Source organism: Chelatococcus sp. HY11 (genome assembly GCF_018398335.1).
GTDB lineage: Bacteria > Pseudomonadota > Alphaproteobacteria > Rhizobiales > Beijerinckiaceae > Chelatococcus.
Genome location: NZ_JAHBRX010000001.1, coordinates 3970205 through 3986569 on the forward strand (window position 1 = coordinate 3970205; position 16365 = coordinate 3986569).

Genomic DNA, 16365 nt, shown 5'->3' on the forward strand with positions numbered 1-16365 from the left:
CCTGCCCATGCGTCTGTATCAATAGGTTCTCTCTATCCAAACGCGCGGCGGTGGCAATGAGATCTCGCTGTTAGTGTTAAGCGGCTTGCCTCAGCGCGAGCGTTTCCCTGTTCCTCGTTCTGAAATAGCCGAGCAGCCTGAGCGCGTTGAGGGTCACGAGCACCGTGCCGCCGGTGTCGGCGATGACGGCCATCCAAAGTCCGGTCGCCCCGACGATCGTGGTGACGAGAAACAGCGCTTTCAGGCCCAGCGCGATCGCGATGTTCTGACGGATGTTGGCCATTGTGGCGCGGGCGAGGCCGATGAGTTGCGAGACGCCCGATACGTCGTTCTTGAGCAGCGCCGCGTCAGCGGCTTCCAGGGCGACGTCGGTGCCCGACCCCATGGCGATGCCCACCTGCGCGGAGGCGAGCGCGGGCGCATCGTTGATGCCGTCGCCAACCATGGCGACCGGTTTTTCCGCCGCCATCGTCTTGATCACCTCCGCCTTGTCAGCGGGCAACATCTCGGCCCTGACATCAAGGCCGAGCATCTGGCCGATGGCCGCGCCCGTCCGGGCGTTGTCACCGGTCAGCATGACCGCTCCGACGCCGAGATCCTTGAGCGCGGCGATACCGGCGGCGGCCCCCGCGCGCGGCTGGTCGCGCAGCGCGATCAGCCCTTGCGCGGCGCCATCCGTCGTCACCACCACGACGGTCTTGCCCTCGCTTTCCAGCCGCGCGATCGTCTCTTCAACGCCGGAAAGCTCCGCGCGTTCAGCGGCGAAGCGCGGCGCGCCGATGAAGACATCGCTCGGCCCCACGCGGCCTTCCATGCCCTTGCCGGGCACCGCGCGCACGGCGGTGGCCTCGCGTTTGCCGGCGTTTGCCGGGATGGCGGCAGCACGGCTGACGATCGCCTTGGCGAGCGGGTGGTTGGAATGTGCCTCCACGGCGGCCGCCATGGCGAGAAGCGCATCGTCGCCGCCTGTCAGCGCCACCACGTCGGTCACCTCCGGCCGCCCTTCCGTCAGGGTGCCCGTCTTGTCCAGTGCGACGGTCTTGATGCCGGCGAGCTTTTCAACGATGACGCCACCCTTGATCAGCAAGCCGTGGCGCGCACCGGCCGACAGGCTTGAGGCGATCGCCGCCGGGACCGAGATGACAAGCGCACAGGGGCAGCCGATGAGCAGGAGTGTCAGCCCCTTGTAAACCCATTCATCCCATGCGCCGCCAAAAGCGAGCGGCGGCACGACGGCGACGAGCGCCGACAGCACGACGATGAAGGGCATGTAGACCCTGGAGAAGCGATCAATGAAGCGTTCGGTGGGCGCCTGCGCTTCCTGGGCTTCCTCGACGAGGGTGACGATGCGCGCGATCATGTTGTCGCTGGCGGCTTTCTCCACCCGCACCCTGAGCGCCGCATCCTGGTTGATGGAGCCGGCGAAGACATCGGCCCCGGGCTCCTTGGCCTTGGGCACGGATTCGCCGGTGATCGGCGCTTCATCGACGCTCGAGAATCCTTCCTCCACCTTGCCGTCGGCGGGCACGCGGTCACCCGGCCGGACCACGACGATCTGGCCGACGGCGAGGCTCGCGGCCGGCACCTCGCGAAGGGCGCCGCCGGCCTCAAGCATGGCCGTCTGCGGGATGAGATTGGCGAGGGCGCGGATGCCGGCGCGGGCGCGGCTCGCCGCCACCCCCTCAAGCACCTCGCCGACGCTGAACAGGAACACGACGATCGCGGCCTCTTCGGCCGCGCCGATGATCAGCGCGCCTATGACGGCGATTGTCATCAGCATCTCGATGGTGAATGGCGCTCCTGCGCGCGCCGCGATGATCGCGCGGCGGGATATGGGGGCCGCGGCAATGAGCGTCGCAGCAATAAAGATGAGATAGGCGGCCTGCGGAATAACGAGGCTCGCGCCATAGGCCAGCACCACAAGCAGCCCTGCGGTGAGCGCGATGCGCCCCTTGGGTTGGCTCCACCAGGCGCGTGGGGGCTCCTCCTTTGTCGGGCGAGCGGTTGGATCGCTCCTGTCAACCCGCTCGGGCCGATAGCCCAGCTGGCTGATCTGGCGCTCGATATCGGTCTCTTGCGTCACCGCGCGATCCAGCTTGAGCGCCAGTGTCTCGTTGGTGACGGAGATGCGGATGTCTCCCGCGCCCGGCAGGCGCTGAAGCGCGGTCTTGATGGTGTTGGCGCAGCTCGCGCAGTCCATGCCATAGACCTTCCACACGACCGCGCCCGCCGGCGCTGTGGCTACGGCAAGACCCGTGTCCTCATCCGCGGAAGCTTGGTGGTCGTGGGCGGCATGCGTGTGCTGGTGGCCCTGATCATGGTCATGCTGGCAGCTGGCGCCATGGGTATGAGCGCCATGGGTATGGGGATCGTGGCCATGTGCATCATGGCCGCACGAATCATGCTCATGGTGGTCGCGAGGCGCGTGACCGGATTGTCCATGCCTGCAGCCGCAGCCCGCACCGTGGCTATGCCCGTCTTGGCTATGCCCTTCCTGGGGATGGTGTTTCGTCTGCGCATTCATGGCGGCACCGGTCATTGAATTTCGATCCGGCGCCCACCATAATTCCTCTAGTAACTACAGGTTCAAGCCCAAAAATTCGGGTGATGGGAGCTTTTGCGATGGCCGGGACGACCCTTGAACGCGCCTATTCCATCGGCAAGGTGTCCGAGGCCACGGGCTGCAAGGTGGAGACCATCCGTTTCTACGAGCAGATTGGGCTGTTGCCTGAGCCTGAGCGCACGGAGGGCAAGCAGCGCCGCTATCTCGCCAGCCATATCGACCGCCTGCGGTTCATCCTTCACGCGCGTGACCTTGGTTTTTCCGTCGAGGCGGTCCGCGAGCTCCTGAAGTTGGCCGCCGACCCTTCCGCGCCCTGCGAGCAGGCCGATGAGATCGCCCGCGCGCAGCTGACCGCCGTGCGGGCCAAGATCGCCCGCCTGATGGATCTCGCCGAGGAACTCGAACGGGTGGCTGAAGGCTGCCATGGAGGGCGCATAGCCGATTGCCGGGTCATCGAGGTGCTGGCGGAACACGGCGCCTGCAGCCACGGCGGTGCCCGCTATGACGATGGGCGATAGACCTTGACCTTCCCATAGGGGGAAGGTTTATGTGAGCTGCATCCCATGGGGTGGGATCGCGGTCAAATGTCTTGGCTTGATCTCCTGGCCTAATCTCTCGACCGTCCCCCATGGGCCGACGTGTGTCCGGACGGGGGCGCGTCGCATGATCCGGCATTCGGGTGGCCGGAACCGATCCCTCCCTCGCAACAGTGGAGATGGACACATGAATATCGGTGAGGCGGCGATCGCTTCGGGCATTTCCGCCAAGATGCTGCGCTATTATGAGCGCGTGGGGTTGATACGCCCCGCGCAGCGCACCGAGAGCGGTTATCGCGTCTACGGAGAGGATGACGTCCACACCCTGCGCTTTGTGCGTCGCGCCAGGGGGCTCGGTTTTTCCATCGAGGAAACGGCAGGGCTCCTGGCCCTATGGCGGGACAAGACGCGGGCGAGCGCGGACGTCAAGGCGATGGCGCTTCGCCATATGCGGGAGCTCGAGGCCAAGATCACGGAACTCGAGGCCATGCGTCGCACGCTGCAGCATCTGGCCGGCCATTGCCACGGTGACACGCGCCCGGACTGCCCCATTCTCGACGATATGGCCGGCCTGAAGCGGAAGTCCGATGCCTGAGCGTTTTATCGTTATCACCGGCGGTCCTGGGGCGGGCAAGACAACACTCATCGAGGCTCTGGCGGCACAAGGCTACGCCACCGCCCCAGAGGCGGGGCGCGGCATCATTCAGGACCAGATGGCCATCGACGGACAGGCGCTGCCCTGGCGGGACAAGGCCCTCTTCGCGGAGATGATGCTGGCGGCCGATCTCGCGACCTATCGCAAGCAGCCCGTTGACGCGGAGGGACCTGTCTTTTTCGATCGCGGCATTCCCGATATCGCGGGATATCTTACGCTCTCGGGGCTCGCCGTGCCCGCTCATGTCGAGCGTGCGATCAGACTATGTCGCTACAACTGCACCGTCTTCATTTGCCCGCCGTGGCCCGAAATCTATGCGGGAGACACGGAACGCAAGCAGTCGCTCGGGGAGGCCGCGCGCACCTCGGAGGCCATGCGCGTGACCTATTCCCGCTACGGCTATCGGCTCACCGAGGTGCCGCGCCTCACCGTCGCGGAGCGGGTGGCCTTCATCCTGGCGGCCGTCGGCTCGGACTGATGCCAGGCGGTGCCCCTGCATGCGGGGCTCCTGACAATTTGGGCTGCGGTATCGATCGATGGAACGGCCGGCGACTTGAGCCGCCGGCCGGATGGTGGTGGTGATGCTTAGTCGACGAGCGCCGCGTCCAATGTGATTTCAGCTTTCAGGAGCTTGGAAACGGGGCAGCCGGCCTTGGCCTTGTTCGCGAGTTCCTTGAATATCTCGGGCGTCGCTCCGGGGATCTTGGCGCGCAAGGTCAGATGCACCGCCGTGATGGCGAAGCCGTCCTCAACCTTATCGAGGGTGACCTCGGCGGTTGTGTCCATGTTCTCGGCCGTCAGCTTGGCCTCGCCGAGGATGAGCGAGAGCGCCATGGTGAAACAGCCGGCATGGGCCGCGCCGATGAGTTCTTCGGGATTGGTGCCGGGCTTGCCCTCGAAGCGGCTGCTGAAGCCATAGGGATAGGCACTCAGCGCCCCGCTTTTCGTCGAGATCGCTCCCTTGCCATCCTTGATGCCACCTTGCCATACGGCTGATCCACTCGTCTTCATGAATGATCTCCTGACAGTCGGTGAGGGGCCGCGAGCCGTGCAGCTGGCTCCACCATTGCGGCGACCCTCACCCCTTGGTTGACCAACTGGAGCGGTTACCCTCGGGAGAGGCGCTCCAGCGCGAAAGGCTGATGTCACTCTATACCGGCGTGCGGACGCTGATACAGCGAGGAGATAAGCAGGAGCGGGCGCGTCTTCCAGTGCGTCGCGGTGCTTTGGCGCAAAGCTTCCGAAGCGGTCGCGATGCCTCACCGATAAAAAGATGGCGCATATCTTTGCGCCCCGCTCACCTTTAAACCGGTTGGCATCGAAGCCGGGCTTGCATTCTGCCATCTGCCCGCTATAGAAGCGCAGCGCGTGGGCGAAGAGGTGCTGTTCCACAGCATCGCGTGGGTGACAGACGGGGTGCCAAGCCCCAGTCTCTCACCTCAAGTCCGCGCCGGGGAGAGGTGGCCGAGTGGTTGAAGGCGCACGCCTGGAACGCGTGTATACGGGCAACCGTATCGAGGGTTCGAATCCCTCTCTCTCCGCCAAGCGTTCTTCTAAGATGTTGAATTGTCTAAATTTTTATAGTGGACGTGACTAGCGCCCTAGTTCTAGGCCTAGATCCGCGATCGGATTTGCTCGGACGACTGCGGCCCATTCAATTTGGATTGACGCGGCGCCTTGCTCGTCCCTTCATACCCCGATGGCCGAACTGTCCGAGACCGCCGCTTGCCTGCGCTTCATTGGTGATGACCTCGATCCCGGCGAGCTCACCCATCGGCTGGGCGCGGAACCGACTAGCAGCGCCCGAAAGGGTGGTCGCGTCTCGCGACCGAACGGGACGGTCGTAGTCGCCCCTCGCGGATGGTGGCATTTCAAGGTCGAGCGCCGTCGTCCCGGTGGCCTCGATGGCCAGATTGCCGAGATCCTGGAACGCCTAACGGATGAGCTATCGGTATGGCAGGACCTCGCGGCCAGGTTCAGAGCCGAGATTTTCTGCGGGCTGTTCCTGCACGAAGGGAACGAAGGCTTGGCGCTCACGCCGGCAACGATGCTGGCGCTCGGGATGCGCGGCCTTCAGCTGGAGATGGACATATATGGCCCCCAGGATGGCGAGCACTGACAAACAAGATCGAGTTGAACGGGTAGCGCTATCGGAGTTGGAAATACCGAGACGTATCGTATGACGCCGTCGTAGGCGTGGCACTGTGGTTTCATTCGGGCCCCAATGATCCTTCTGGCAAGCTCACCACCTGACCAGAGCCGGTCCGCGCGCGCAGCGCGACCCGGCAGGATCTGCTGGATCTGGACATCCCGGACAGGTGGGACATTAGCCATTGCCGAGTGAGAAGCTTGCGCATTCATCGTCGCTCACTCAGCATGCCGCCAAGTAGACAAAGGTCTAGATTCGCCGTTCAGGCTACGTCGCTCGTAAAGCATCCGCTTTGCCGGCTTTGGCGACCAGAATCGCCATGATCTTCATTCCAGCCGACATGTCTCCTCCTCCAAATCCGATATTGAGCGACGTCACTCTTTCTCGCCGCGCAGAGCATTCAGTCCGCGCACCGCAAACCTGTGCGCGAGCGGGCCGAAGCGCTTGGCCTCCGGATCGGAAGCGTTGCCGGCCGCCGCACGGTCGGCGATGCCGACGAAGATGACCGCGAAGCGGAACAACGCGAAGGCGACGTGGAAGGGCTCCAGCCGAGCCGCAGTGGTGTTGATCCGCCGATAGGCCTCAACGAACTCGGCCTGCGTTGGAATGCCTGGCACATCCTGTCCGAGAATGCCGCCATACTCATCGGGCGACGTATGCCATGGCATGCAGCAGAAGCCCAGGTCGGCGAGTGGATCGCCGAGCGTCGAAAGCTCCCAGTCGAGAACGGCGACGACGCGTGGCTCTACCGGGTGAAACAGCATATTGCCCAGCCGGAAATCGCCATGGGCGATCGAGACCTGTCCGCCATCGTCCGGCAAGCTGGTGGCGAGCCTGTCCGCCAATGCGAACAGCAGAGGATCACGCTGACTGGTTGATTTCTCCAGCTGGCCGCCCCAGCGCTTCATTTGCCGCGCAAAGTAATTGCCCGGTGGACCGAAGTCGCCAAGGCCGATCTCGTCCGGGCGCACCAGATGCAGTTTCGCCAGCGTTTCCGCCATCGACAGATACATGGCGCGACGATCTGACGGCGCGATGTCCGGTAGTGTGCAGTCGGAGAAGACGCGGCCTTCCACGAAGTCCATGAGATAGAAGGGTGTGCCGATGATATCCGGATTGTCTTCGAAAAGAAGCGCCCGTGGCACGGGCACGTTTGTCCCGCTCAAGGCCCTCAGCACACGGTACTCTCGATCGATCGCATGGGCGCCGCGCAGGATTTCACCGTTGGGCTGCTTACGCAGCACCGATTTCCTGCCGCCCCATTCGATGATGTAGGTCGGATTGGATTGGCCACCGCCTATGCGGGTTAACGCGAGACTCCCGCCGCCGAACTGGTCCGCGAGAAAGGTCTCGAGCTTTGCGACGTCGAAATCGGCCTTCAGCGAAGCTTCGCTCACGCTTTCGCCTCCGCACTTTCCCAATGCCAGAAGTTACGGCCTTCATTGCTCAAATGCCGGCTAAGCACCATACGATGCACTTCGTCGGCCCCATCAACGAGGCGAGCCTGCCGGGCATAGCGGTAGATCCATTCGGCTACAGTGTCCTTGGAATAGCCCCTGGCGCCATTGATCTGGATGGCGGTGTCGGCAGCCCGGTGCAGAAGATTGGCGACATGGACCTTCGCCATCGACACCTCCTTCTGGGCAAACCCGCCCCGATCGAGTTCCCATGCCGCCTTCATCACCAGAAGACGGCCAATCTCGATGTCAGCGCAGAGCGCGCCGATCAACATCTGCACGCTTTCGCGCTTGGAAAGCCTGATGCCGAAGCCATCGCGACGGTCGGCATATTCGGTGGCAATCTCGATGCAGCGTTTGGAAAGGCCGAGCCAACGCATGCAGTGGGTGAGGCGCGCAACGCCGAGTCTCGTCTGCACCACCTTCAGTCCGCGGCCTTCCTCAAGCACGACGTTGCGCGCGGGTATCCGCAGGCCGTCGAATTCGAGCTCGCAATGCCCGCCATGCTCTTCCGGACCCATGATCGGGATGCGACGGGTGATCCTCCAGCCTGGATCATTCTTGTGGAACAGGAAGCAGGTATGTCCACGTCGCTCGTCGTCCGAGGTGCGCGCGAGCAGCATGAAATGCTCTGCTTCGCCAGCGCCGGTAATGAACCACTTGCGGCCGCGCACGACGTAGTCGTCTCCGTCTCGGGTCGCGGTCGTCAGCATCATGCCGGGATCGGAACCGCCGCCCGGGGCGGGTTCTGTCATCGCGAAGGTCGAACGGACCCGCCCCTCGACGACCGGCTTCAACCACCATTCCTTCTGCTCGGCGGTGCCGAGCGCTTCCATAACCATCATGTTGCCGTCGTCGGGAGCTGCCGAGTTGAAGACGGCCGGGCCGAAGATCGAGCGGTTCATCTCCTCGTAGCAGACCGCCATGCCGACACGGCCAACGCCGCGTCCGCCCGTTTCCGGTTTCAACTGCAGGCACCACAGGCCTTGCGCGCGGGCCTTGTCGCGCGTCCGCGCCAAGAGGTCGAGGCGAATGTTCTCATGCTCATCGTAGGAGGCGGGATCGCTTTCCAACGGCAAGACGTCTGTCTCGACGAAGTGGGCGATCTGCGCGCGCAAGGCCTCCAGCTCGGCCGAAATTGTAAAGTCCATGGTGTCCTCACAAGCCTGACACGAGGTGCCCGCCGTCTACGGTCAGGATCGAGCCGGTCATATGGGCGGCGGCGTCAGAGCAAAGCATCTTCAGCGGCGCATCGAGGTCCTGGACTGTGCCGAGACGCCGCTGCGGAACGCGCCGTATCAAGGCAAGGCCGGGCTCGCTTGCGAAGAACTCGGCGTTGAGCGGCGTTTCGATATAGCCTGGGCAAAGCGCGTTGACGCGAATGCCATAGCGCGCCCACTCCAGTGCCAGTGCCTTGGTGAGATGAACCACGCCGGCTTTCGAGGCCGCATAGGCGGCCACGTTTCCAGAGACCCTGAGGCCGAGGATGGACGCGATATTGATGATCGCGCCGCCGCCTTCGTCTTTCATCCGCTTGGCGGCGGCTTGGGCGACATAGAAGACGCCTTTCAGGTTGGTGTCGATGATGGCGCCGAATTCGGCGGGCTCCATCGCGATTGCGGGCTTGCTGGCTGTGATGCCGGCATTATTGACGACCACATCGACTTTTCGGGAAACCGCGGCGACACCGTTCGCGACAGAGCCGGCATCGGTCACGTCGATTTCGACAACTTCAGCGGAGCCTCCCAAGGCTGCGATGTCTGATGCAATCGTCTCGATGCGATCGCGCCTGCGCGCGGCGAGAATGATGTGATGGCCATCCCGCGCCAAGCTGCGCGCAAAGCTCTCCCCAAGCCCACTCGATGCGCCCGTAACCAGGATCGTTTTTGTTTCAGTCACCGCCCCGACTTCCTCCGACATTTCGCAAGGAGACCACTCCTGGAATGCCGGGCAGGCCTCGCTTGACAATTGCCTTATTATCCGACAATCCTTTTATCCTAATAAAAAGTCAAGCGGTGATCGAAGTTTCGCGTTCGCGGCTTCAAGTGGGAGGCACGATGAACAAGGTATTCCCCTCCGCGTCCGAGGCGCTTCAGGACGTCTTGACAGACGACATGCTCATCGCCGCAGGCGGTTTCGGCCTTTGCGGCATTCCAGAGTTGCTGATCGCCGCAATCCGGGAGTCCGGCGTCCGCAATCTGGTCTTCGCTTCCAACAATTGCGGGGTCGACGACTTCGGCCTGGGCCTGCTTCTCCAGACCCGGCAGATCAAAAAGATGATCTCGTCCTACGTTGGCGAGAACGCCGAGTTTATGCGGCAATATCTCGCCGGAGAACTAGAGGTTGAGTTCAACCCGCAAGGAACACTCGCGGAACGCATGCGCGCCGGCGGTGCTGGCATTCCCGGATTTTATACGAAGACTGGCGTTGGCACGTTGATAGCCGAGGGCAAGGAACATAAAACCTTTGACGGCCACACCTATATTCTGGAGAGGGGCATCGTCGCCGACCTTTCGATTGTAAAGGCGTGGAAGGCGGACACGACAGGCAATCTCGTCTTCCGCAAGACAGCGAACAACTTCAATTCCCCGGCAGCCAAATGCGGGCGCGTCTGCGTCGTTGAAGTCGAGGAGATCGTCGAGGCCGGTGACCTCGACCCCGAACGGATCGATCTGCCGGGCATCTACGTGCACCGCATCATTACCGGCCATCACGAAAAGCGCATCGAGCAGCGCACCACACGCAGCGCCTGAGGGAGGAACGAGATGGCTTGGGATCGCGACCGGATGGCGCGGCGGGCAGCTGCCGAGCTTGCAGACGGAATGTACGTAAACCTGGGGATTGGAATACCCACGCGGGTGTCCAATTTCATTCCCGACGGCATGATGGTGACCTTCCATTCGGAGAACGGCATGCTCGGCGCCGGCCCTTTCCCGAAGGAACACGAAGTCGACGCCGATCTCATCAATGCCGGCAAACAGACTGTGACGGCTCTGCCGCACGCCGCCTTCTTCGACAGCGCCGAGAGTTTCTCGATGATCCGCGGCGGCAAGATTGCCATGGCGATCCTCGGCGCCATGGAAGTATCCGAGACCGGTGACCTCGCCAACTGGATGGTTCCAGGCAAGCTGGTCAAGGGCATGGGCGGCGCTATGGACCTGGTTGCCGGCGTCGAGCGCGTTGTCGTCGTCATGGACCACACCAGCAAGGCAGGCCAGTCGAAGGTGCTGAGGTCGTGCTCGTTGCCATTGACAGGCCAAGGCGTCGTCAGCCGCATCATCACCAATCTTGGCGTCCTCGATGTCGTTGATGGCGGCCTTAGGATCGTCGAACTGGCGGATGGCGTTAGCGAGGCCGAACTGCGTGCGGCTACCGAGGCGAGGCTCGTCAACTGAGAGCTGATTCCATCCGAAGAGGCTGGGCTGGCCGCCTCTTCCTATCCTCGGAGGGCCGGGGTCTGCGGGATCCTGGCGCAGGTCGGCGGGGACCTCCAATCAGATCAATCTCGACGGGATCAATGAGGGGATCGTCGACACGAAAGCGGGGTGCAACATCCGTTTCATCGTGGAGTTCACGCAATGAACGTCGATCGCCTAGCCGCGTTGCTCGCCGAACATCAGCTCGATGCCGTCGTTAGCACCTCGCCGGGTGCAGCTGTTGTACAATAATAATTTTGCAGGTTATACGGCGATGCCGGAGCGTATATATATAAGAAATATTTAGGTGTTAATCGGAGTTCAACAAAAATGGCGTCGGAATCCACATTCATCATTTCCGGTATCCGCACCGCGATCGGGGATTTCGGTGGCGCGTTGGCGGGTGTTGCGCCCTGCGATCTTGCAACGGCGGTCTCTAAGGCAGCGATCGAGCGGTCCGGGCTGGAGAGCGGCGATATCGACCAGACGGTCTTCGGCAACGTGATTCATACCGAACCGCGCGACATGTATCTCTCCCGCGTGGCGGCGATCGGGGCAGGCGTGCCGGTTGGGGCTCCGGCCCTCACGCTGAACCGGCTGTGCGGTTCCGGTCTGCAGGCGATCGCCACGGCCTCGGATGCCATCCGGCTCGGCTATGCCGGTGCGGTGCTCGCGGGCGGCGCGGAAAGCATGAGCCGCGCCGGGCATCTGATGACCCAGGCGCGGGCGGGCCAGAAGATGGGGGATATGACGGCCATCGACATGATGGTCGGCGCGCTCACGGATCCCTTCGGCAATGGGCATATGGGCATCACGGCGGAAAACATCGCCGCCGCCGACGGCATCGACCGGGAGGCGCAGGACGCGCTGGCGCTGCAATCGCATCAGCGCGCCGCCCATGCCATCCGCGAGGGATATTTTCGGGAACAGATCCTGCCGATCGAGGTGAAGCAAGGGCGGGCGACCGTGCTGTTCGACACGGACGAACACGTGCGGCCCGACGTATCCGCTGCGGACCTGGCCAAGCTGAGGGCGGCGTTCAGGAAAGACGGCTCTGTCACGGCCGGCAATGCGAGCGGTATCAATGACGGCGCGGCCGCGCTGGTTCTGGCGTCGGAATCAGTTGTAGGGGCGCGGGGCCTGAAACCCCGGGCGAGGATCGTCGCCACCGGGCTCGGCGGTGTTCCGCCGGAATTGATGGGCCTCGGTCCTCAGCCGGCGGTTGAGCAGGCACTCGGCCGGGCCGGCCTGACGGTGGGCGACCTCGATGTGATCGAATCCAACGAGGCCTTCGCGGCGCAGGCCTGTGCCGTGTCTCGCAGGCTCGGCTTCCCGGATGACAAGACCAATCCCAACGGCGGCGCGATCGCGCTCGGCCATCCGGTCGGCGCATCCGGCGCGATCATCATGGTCAAGCTTCTGGCCGAGCTGGAGCGGATCGGTGGCCGCTACGGTCTCGCCACGATGTGCATCGGTGGCGGGCAGGGCATCGCGGTCATCGTCGAGAACGTGAGGCTCTGATTAGAAAAAGATCGGGATTGCCGGTCGCGGCACGATGGGGTGCTTGGGCATTTTATGTACCGTCCAGGTTGCTCAGGAAGCACGCCGCGGCGGGCCAACCCTGACTGATCGAGCGGGAGCCGCGGGGCTCAGGCTCGGCAAGCCGCCCGGTGATTTCACCACAAGTTTGCCGCAGGCGACGTGGCTGAACGTGTCGCGTAGGGTCGGATGGAGGCCGTGATCAAGGATCCGACGGTGAAAGGGAAGGTGGATTAGGACGATACGGCGTGAAGATGTTTCAATCGACAAAACGAATGCCAACCTTGACACGAATCATCCGTTGTAGAATTGACCTACAATAGGTTTTTGGAACTGGGCACAACCGATGGCCGCCGTCTCTTCGCGGAAAACCGCAGTTCTGCCGCAGCTTGATACCGCACCCGGATACAAGCGGGTCGCGAAGCTGATCGAGGCGGAAATCGTTGCCGGGCGCTTGAAGGAAGGGGACCTTCTGCCGACGGAGGGCGATCTTGCCGACCAGCTCGGAGTCCATCGTTCGACGGTCCGCGAGGGCATCCGATCGCTGGAGAATTCCGGCCTCGTCCGTCGGGCTGGTGGCAAGCGCCTTATGGTTGCAACCCCGGATGCCAGTTCCATCGCCATGTCCAATATCCGCGCCCTCGGTTTGAAGCAGGTGAGCTTCAACGAGCTCTGGGAAGCGCAAATGGAACTCGAGCCGTTCTGCGCCAAACTTGCCGCGACCCGCATGACCGAAGACATCGAAGCGGCGCTGGTCAGGAACGTCGATAGGCTACGGTCCAACCTCGACAACGACGACGTCGTCATCGAAAGCGATATCGAGTTTCATCGTCTGATCGCGGCGGCCTCTGGCAATGCGGTGGTGGCCCTGGTCGCCGCACCCATCGGCGTCCTGCTTTTCTCGGCGACCGTTCAGCTCTACCAGACCGTCGCTGCCGCGCGGCATCGCCTGCTCGCAGCCCACGAGAAGATCTTGGAAGGGCTTATCGCCCGGGACGCTGCGATGGCCGAGACATGGATGAGGCGGCATATCCTCGACTTCAAGCGGGGCTACGAGATCGCCGGTTTCGATTTCAACGCGCCAATTCAGCTTGAAGCAAGGGCCTTCGCCAGCTTCAGCTGATCCTGCCGTTTTCCGTTGCAAGCCCAAATCTATGAAGCGCGCGGCCACGGATGTGTTCTCCGCGGCGAGAATACCGTTCAGTCGGCAAAGTGCGTCATCCAAGGTAATGCGCGTCAGCGAGGGCCGATACGCTGCAGCCGATGTGAGAAGATGATCCTGCACGTGGCAAAGCTAGCTCTGAAATCTCAAAACGCATGGGCCGCCTACCTGAGATTGGAGCATGTTCGGCGCGTTGGATCGATCGTGATCTGCAGATGAGGCAGCTTGACGATTGATCGTGACCGTTGAAGAGGGCTTGACACGGAGATGCCCGAGAGCTGCTGGCTATGTTGGGACCTATCGCCAAGAACCTCAGCTTAAGAAAAGCGGGTAACCAGCGGCAAAAGCACCGATTCGCCCTTAAGTTGTTTCATTGGAGAGTGAAATGGATAAGGACGGCGATCTGATGGTGGAGGGGTGCCACCTCAAACTGACATGCTGGGCGTGCCCCGAACAGTACGACGTGTTTCGAGATGGGATACAGGTGGGGTATCTGAGGTTGCGGCACGGGTATTTCGAAGCCTGCGTGCCTGACGAGAATGGCGATACTGTCTACGAGGCCAGCCCAAATGGCGATGGCCGATTTGATGACGATGAGAGAGGACGCTTCTTACATGAAGCTGTCGCGGCCATCGCCAGATCGTTGAAGTCGGAGCAGCGCTTCCTCACCCCATCCCCGCCTCCACAGTAGCCTTGAGAAAGGCGGAGCGCTCAGTCTCGATCTGCCCGCAGATCGCCTTCATACCACGCCAGCTGTGGAGGGGGCGCCGGTTTCCGAAATCTGCCGGAAGGCGGGCTTGCATGCGGATGCGGCGGAACCCCGCTTCACGGAAGCTGCCGCCCCGCACCTCCGTTTCGATCTTATGGTGCAACGCTGCGATCCAGCATTCTGCGGCGCGATTGGATGAGGTGGTGTTGCATGGCAACGCGCGCAGCCTGTGCATCCTGCATGCGGATCGCACTGACGATCTGGTCATGTTCTGATATGACGAGTTCGCCTCTGCTGATTGAGCGGGCACTCGTCACCGAGACTGAAACCGATAGCAGGCTCGATAGGCTCATGGGCGGGCCTTCAAGGCTCCGCGCGTAGAATTCATTGCCAGATGCGGCTGCGATTTCGAGATGGAAAAGCCTGTCGGATTCCCACCGAATTTCACGGCGACGTACTTCGGCAATGAAGTTCTGGTGGGCTGCCTCGATCCTGGCCATCTCGGCGTGGCTTCGCCGCTCGGCTGCAAACGTGGCCGCGGCCCCTTCGATGGTGAGCCGAAATTCCTGGAACCGTTGGTAGCGCGCGATCCAGTTGACATCACCTGTCGCGCCAACCTCCTCTTCAGGAATGCGCAGGACGTAACTGCCACTGCCTTTCCTGCTCTCGACCACGCCGTCCCGCTGCAGCCGCGCCATAGCCTCGCGCACCACAGGCCGCGAAACAGCGAACTTCTCGCACAAGGCAGCTTCCGATGGCAGGCGGGTATGAATTGGAAAATGACCACTGATAATGGCACGAAAAATCTGGTCGTAGACCTGATCCGCAAAGGATGATGGGCGGGACCCAAGCGGTTCCTTGTCGTCTCGTGGCGAAACAATAGTCATATCGGCGCCCCAGCGACCTCAGTTTCGTGTTGTCCCGATGTCTGTTGACATAGCGGTGGATGCAAGTGCCGGCACCTTGTTTCCCCAACGTTTGCATCACTCGGGCGCCAAGTTTGATTGTCCCAAAGGTCGGAAGGTCCTATTAATTGACAGATTAAAGATTATAAGGCGTATTCTTGTTAAAATAAAAGACAGCTTTCGGCCGCCCAGGTCAAGGGCCCGACCACACCCGTCCGGAGTATGGAATGTCAAAAAAGATTGCCACGCCAAATGTTGGGGGCCTCGCGGTCTTTCAGCCGGTGGAACAGCCCCGTCTTTACGTCGCCGTGGCGAGGCAGATCGCTCAGCAGATTCAGGACATTCCGTTGCCGCCGGGGACGCGCTTGCCCTCAGAACGTGAGCTTGCGGGCCAGTTTCAGGTCAGCAGGACCACGCTTCGAGAAGCCATGATCGCGTTGGAGACGATGGACCTGATCGAAGTGCGCGTCGGCGACGGAACGTATGTTCGGAAAGGCGCAGGCCGGCCGTTCGGGCTTCGATGGGAGCAAGAGGGCGATCCCGGCCCGGGCCCGCATGAGCAGTTCAGGGTCAGGGTGCTGGCAGAATGCGCGGCGGCCGAGGATGCCGCGGCGAATATCTCCATCGGAGAGTTGCGGCAGCTTGAGGACCTGATAGTGGCAATGGAAATGGATATCGATGGCCCTGCCGCCGAAGCTAATCGGCGCGCTTTCCATGCGAATATAGCGGCGGCGTCGAGAAACTCGATCCTTGTTGGGCTTATTGACCAGTTGTGGGAAATGCGCGGAAGCGCCATGTGGCGCAAAATCAGGGACCGCGCCGTCCGGCCCCAGCACCACCACGAAGCCCTCAGCGACCGTCGCGCAATAGTCGAGTCCTTGAGAGCAAAGGACGGCGCAGGAGCCTCAGCGGCCATGGCGCGGCTTATGGACCGCATTCGGCAACGGTATTTTGGCCAGCTCGATGAATAAACGTTGACGCGCGATTGGGAGGCGAGCTGTCAGGATCCTTCACAGGATGGGCGTTGCGGCGTTCGTGCGGGTTTGCGGGATTGGGAAAGAGGAGTTCCTTTGACGCCCGGCTTGCCCAAGGCGTGCATATGTCTTGCGCCGCCGCCGCTGTTTTCATCATCTCATCGTTCTTGTTTCGCTGAACGCGACACCCCGACATCCATGCAAATCTGTAATTTTGATTGACAGATTATCCGTTGATGTTTAATGGTCCAGCCACTGGATGTCTGGAGCTAAAATGCCTCCGGCAGATAACGATCAAAA

The 16365-nt window shown here is 62.1% G+C and carries 17 protein-coding genes and 1 tRNA gene; 12 read left to right on the forward strand and 6 right to left on the reverse strand.

Annotated features, from left to right (window positions below; all coding sequences use genetic code 11):
* Positions 1-76 precede the first annotated feature (76 nt).
* Positions 77-2200, reverse strand: coding sequence for a heavy metal translocating P-type ATPase (locus KIO74_RS18065; protein ID WP_249731051.1), 2124 nt, complete (start codon positions 2198-2200; stop codon positions 77-79).
* Positions 2201-2293: 93 nt separating this feature from the next.
* Between KIO74_RS18065 and KIO74_RS31885 the strand changes: the two genes are divergently transcribed.
* The 4 genes from KIO74_RS31885 (at position 2294) to KIO74_RS31890 (ending at position 4232) form a co-directional block, all read left to right on the forward strand.
* The gene (locus KIO74_RS31885; RefSeq protein ID WP_249731052.1) at positions 2294-2542 is read left to right on the forward strand and encodes a hypothetical protein; all 249 of its coding nucleotides are present in this window, start codon (positions 2294-2296) and stop codon (positions 2540-2542) included.
* A gap of 80 nt (positions 2543-2622) precedes the next feature.
* Positions 2623-3081, forward strand: coding sequence for a MerR family transcriptional regulator (locus KIO74_RS18070; RefSeq protein WP_213333153.1), 459 nt, complete (start codon positions 2623-2625; stop codon positions 3079-3081).
* A gap of 205 nt (positions 3082-3286) precedes the next feature.
* A complete protein-coding gene (gene cueR, locus KIO74_RS18075) occupies positions 3287-3694 on the forward strand; it encodes a Cu(I)-responsive transcriptional regulator (RefSeq protein ID WP_249731053.1) in 408 nt (135 codons plus the stop codon).
* Positions 3687-4232 carry an AAA family ATPase gene (locus KIO74_RS31890; RefSeq protein WP_249731054.1) on the forward strand — a complete coding sequence of 182 codons (546 nt, stop codon included), beginning with the start codon at positions 3687-3689 and terminating at the stop codon, positions 4230-4232. The genes cueR and KIO74_RS31890 overlap by 8 nt, the downstream gene beginning before the upstream one ends.
* Positions 4233-4339: 107 nt before the next feature.
* Here the strand turns inward: KIO74_RS31890 and KIO74_RS18080 are convergent, their stop codons facing one another.
* Complete coding sequence (locus KIO74_RS18080) at positions 4340-4765, reverse strand: OsmC family protein (RefSeq protein ID WP_213333154.1); 426 nt, start codon at positions 4763-4765, stop codon at positions 4340-4342.
* 443 nt (positions 4766-5208) lie between these two features.
* Here KIO74_RS18080 and KIO74_RS18085 point away from each other — a divergent pair.
* Positions 5209-5298 (forward strand) — tRNA-Ser (locus tag KIO74_RS18085).
* Between the two features lie 155 nt (positions 5299-5453).
* Positions 5454-5873, forward strand: a complete 420-nt coding sequence (locus tag KIO74_RS18090; protein ID WP_213333155.1) for a DUF4279 domain-containing protein — start codon at positions 5454-5456, stop codon at positions 5871-5873.
* A 404-nt stretch (positions 5874-6277) separates the two neighbouring features.
* Here the strand turns inward: KIO74_RS18090 and KIO74_RS18095 are convergent, their stop codons facing one another.
* From KIO74_RS18095 to KIO74_RS18105, 3 genes are read right to left on the reverse strand one after another with little or no spacing between them, the layout of a single operon-like run.
* On the reverse strand, positions 6278-7300 hold the full coding sequence (locus tag KIO74_RS18095; protein ID WP_291979922.1) for a phosphotransferase family protein: 1023 nt from the start codon (positions 7298-7300) through the stop codon (positions 6278-6280).
* The gene (locus tag KIO74_RS18100) at positions 7297-8511 is read right to left on the reverse strand and encodes an acyl-CoA dehydrogenase family protein (RefSeq protein WP_213333156.1); all 1215 of its coding nucleotides are present in this window, start codon (positions 8509-8511) and stop codon (positions 7297-7299) included. The genes KIO74_RS18095 and KIO74_RS18100 overlap by 4 nt, the downstream gene beginning before the upstream one ends.
* Before the next feature lie 7 nt (positions 8512-8518).
* Complete coding sequence (locus tag KIO74_RS18105) at positions 8519-9280, reverse strand: SDR family NAD(P)-dependent oxidoreductase (protein WP_213333157.1); 762 nt, start codon at positions 9278-9280, stop codon at positions 8519-8521.
* A 137-nt stretch (positions 9281-9417) separates the two neighbouring features.
* Between KIO74_RS18105 and KIO74_RS18110 the strand changes: the two genes are divergently transcribed.
* The 5 genes from KIO74_RS18110 to KIO74_RS18130 all read left to right on the forward strand — a co-directional run bounded on the left by KIO74_RS18110 (position 9418) and on the right by KIO74_RS18130 (position 14168).
* Positions 9418-10113: a CoA transferase subunit A gene (locus KIO74_RS18110; RefSeq protein ID WP_213333158.1), complete on the forward strand. Its 696-nt coding sequence runs from the start codon at positions 9418-9420 to the stop codon at positions 10111-10113.
* A gap of 12 nt (positions 10114-10125) precedes the next feature.
* On the forward strand, positions 10126-10755 hold the full coding sequence (locus KIO74_RS18115) for a 3-oxoacid CoA-transferase subunit B (protein WP_213333159.1): 630 nt from the start codon (positions 10126-10128) through the stop codon (positions 10753-10755).
* Positions 10756-11106: 351 nt separating this feature from the next.
* Positions 11107-12297: a beta-ketothiolase BktB gene (gene bktB, locus KIO74_RS18120; protein ID WP_213333160.1), complete on the forward strand. Its 1191-nt coding sequence runs from the start codon at positions 11107-11109 to the stop codon at positions 12295-12297.
* 364 nt (positions 12298-12661) lie between these two features.
* Positions 12662-13438 carry a FadR/GntR family transcriptional regulator gene (locus tag KIO74_RS18125; RefSeq protein ID WP_213333161.1) on the forward strand — a complete coding sequence of 259 codons (777 nt, stop codon included), beginning with the start codon at positions 12662-12664 and terminating at the stop codon, positions 13436-13438.
* Between the two features lie 424 nt (positions 13439-13862).
* Entirely contained in the window at positions 13863-14168 is a 306-nt protein-coding gene (locus tag KIO74_RS18130) for a hypothetical protein (protein WP_213333162.1), read from the forward strand.
* A gap of 170 nt (positions 14169-14338) precedes the next feature.
* On the opposite strand, the gene KIO74_RS18135 is transcribed toward KIO74_RS18130, so the two are convergent.
* Positions 14339-15073 carry a FadR/GntR family transcriptional regulator gene (locus KIO74_RS18135; RefSeq protein WP_213333163.1) on the reverse strand — a complete coding sequence of 245 codons (735 nt, stop codon included), beginning with the start codon at positions 15071-15073 and terminating at the stop codon, positions 14339-14341.
* A gap of 245 nt (positions 15074-15318) precedes the next feature.
* On the opposite strand from KIO74_RS18135, the gene KIO74_RS32685 reads away from it, so the two are divergent.
* On the forward strand, positions 15319-16062 hold the full coding sequence (locus tag KIO74_RS32685) for a FadR/GntR family transcriptional regulator (RefSeq protein WP_363317706.1): 744 nt from the start codon (positions 15319-15321) through the stop codon (positions 16060-16062).
* Positions 16063-16365: the final 303 nt, after the last annotated feature.

What these genes read in the sequence shown, in the direction of transcription:
- KIO74_RS18065 (WP_249731051.1), bottom strand. Translation starts at nt 2,200, where the DNA reads ATGGACTGCGCGAGCTGCGCCAACACCATCAAGACCGCGCTTCAGCGC.
- KIO74_RS31885 (WP_249731052.1), top strand. Translation starts at nt 2,294, where the DNA reads ATGCGTGTGCTGGTGGCCCTGATCATGGTCATGCTGGCAGCTGGCGCC.
- KIO74_RS18070 (WP_213333153.1), top strand. Translation starts at nt 2,623, where the DNA reads ATGGCCGGGACGACCCTTGAACGCGCCTATTCCATCGGCAAGGTGTCC.
- cueR (WP_249731053.1), top strand. Translation starts at nt 3,287, where the DNA reads ATGAATATCGGTGAGGCGGCGATCGCTTCGGGCATTTCCGCCAAGATG.
- KIO74_RS31890 (WP_249731054.1), top strand. Translation starts at nt 3,687, where the DNA reads ATGCCTGAGCGTTTTATCGTTATCACCGGCGGTCCTGGGGCGGGCAAG.
- KIO74_RS18080 (WP_213333154.1), bottom strand. Translation starts at nt 4,765, where the DNA reads ATGAAGACGAGTGGATCAGCCGTATGGCAAGGTGGCATCAAGGATGGC.
- KIO74_RS18090 (WP_213333155.1), top strand. Translation starts at nt 5,454, where the DNA reads ATGGCCGAACTGTCCGAGACCGCCGCTTGCCTGCGCTTCATTGGTGAT.
- KIO74_RS18100 (WP_213333156.1), bottom strand. Translation starts at nt 8,511, where the DNA reads ATGGACTTTACAATTTCGGCCGAGCTGGAGGCCTTGCGCGCGCAGATC.
- KIO74_RS18105 (WP_213333157.1), bottom strand. Translation starts at nt 9,280, where the DNA reads ATGTCGGAGGAAGTCGGGGCGGTGACTGAAACAAAAACGATCCTGGTT.
- KIO74_RS18110 (WP_213333158.1), top strand. Translation starts at nt 9,418, where the DNA reads ATGAACAAGGTATTCCCCTCCGCGTCCGAGGCGCTTCAGGACGTCTTG.
- KIO74_RS18115 (WP_213333159.1), top strand. Translation starts at nt 10,126, where the DNA reads ATGGCTTGGGATCGCGACCGGATGGCGCGGCGGGCAGCTGCCGAGCTT.
- bktB (WP_213333160.1), top strand. Translation starts at nt 11,107, where the DNA reads ATGGCGTCGGAATCCACATTCATCATTTCCGGTATCCGCACCGCGATC.
- KIO74_RS18125 (WP_213333161.1), top strand. Translation starts at nt 12,662, where the DNA reads ATGGCCGCCGTCTCTTCGCGGAAAACCGCAGTTCTGCCGCAGCTTGAT.
- KIO74_RS18130 (WP_213333162.1), top strand. Translation starts at nt 13,863, where the DNA reads ATGGATAAGGACGGCGATCTGATGGTGGAGGGGTGCCACCTCAAACTG.
- KIO74_RS18135 (WP_213333163.1), bottom strand. Translation starts at nt 15,073, where the DNA reads ATGACTATTGTTTCGCCACGAGACGACAAGGAACCGCTTGGGTCCCGC.
- KIO74_RS32685 (WP_363317706.1), top strand. Translation starts at nt 15,319, where the DNA reads ATGTCAAAAAAGATTGCCACGCCAAATGTTGGGGGCCTCGCGGTCTTT.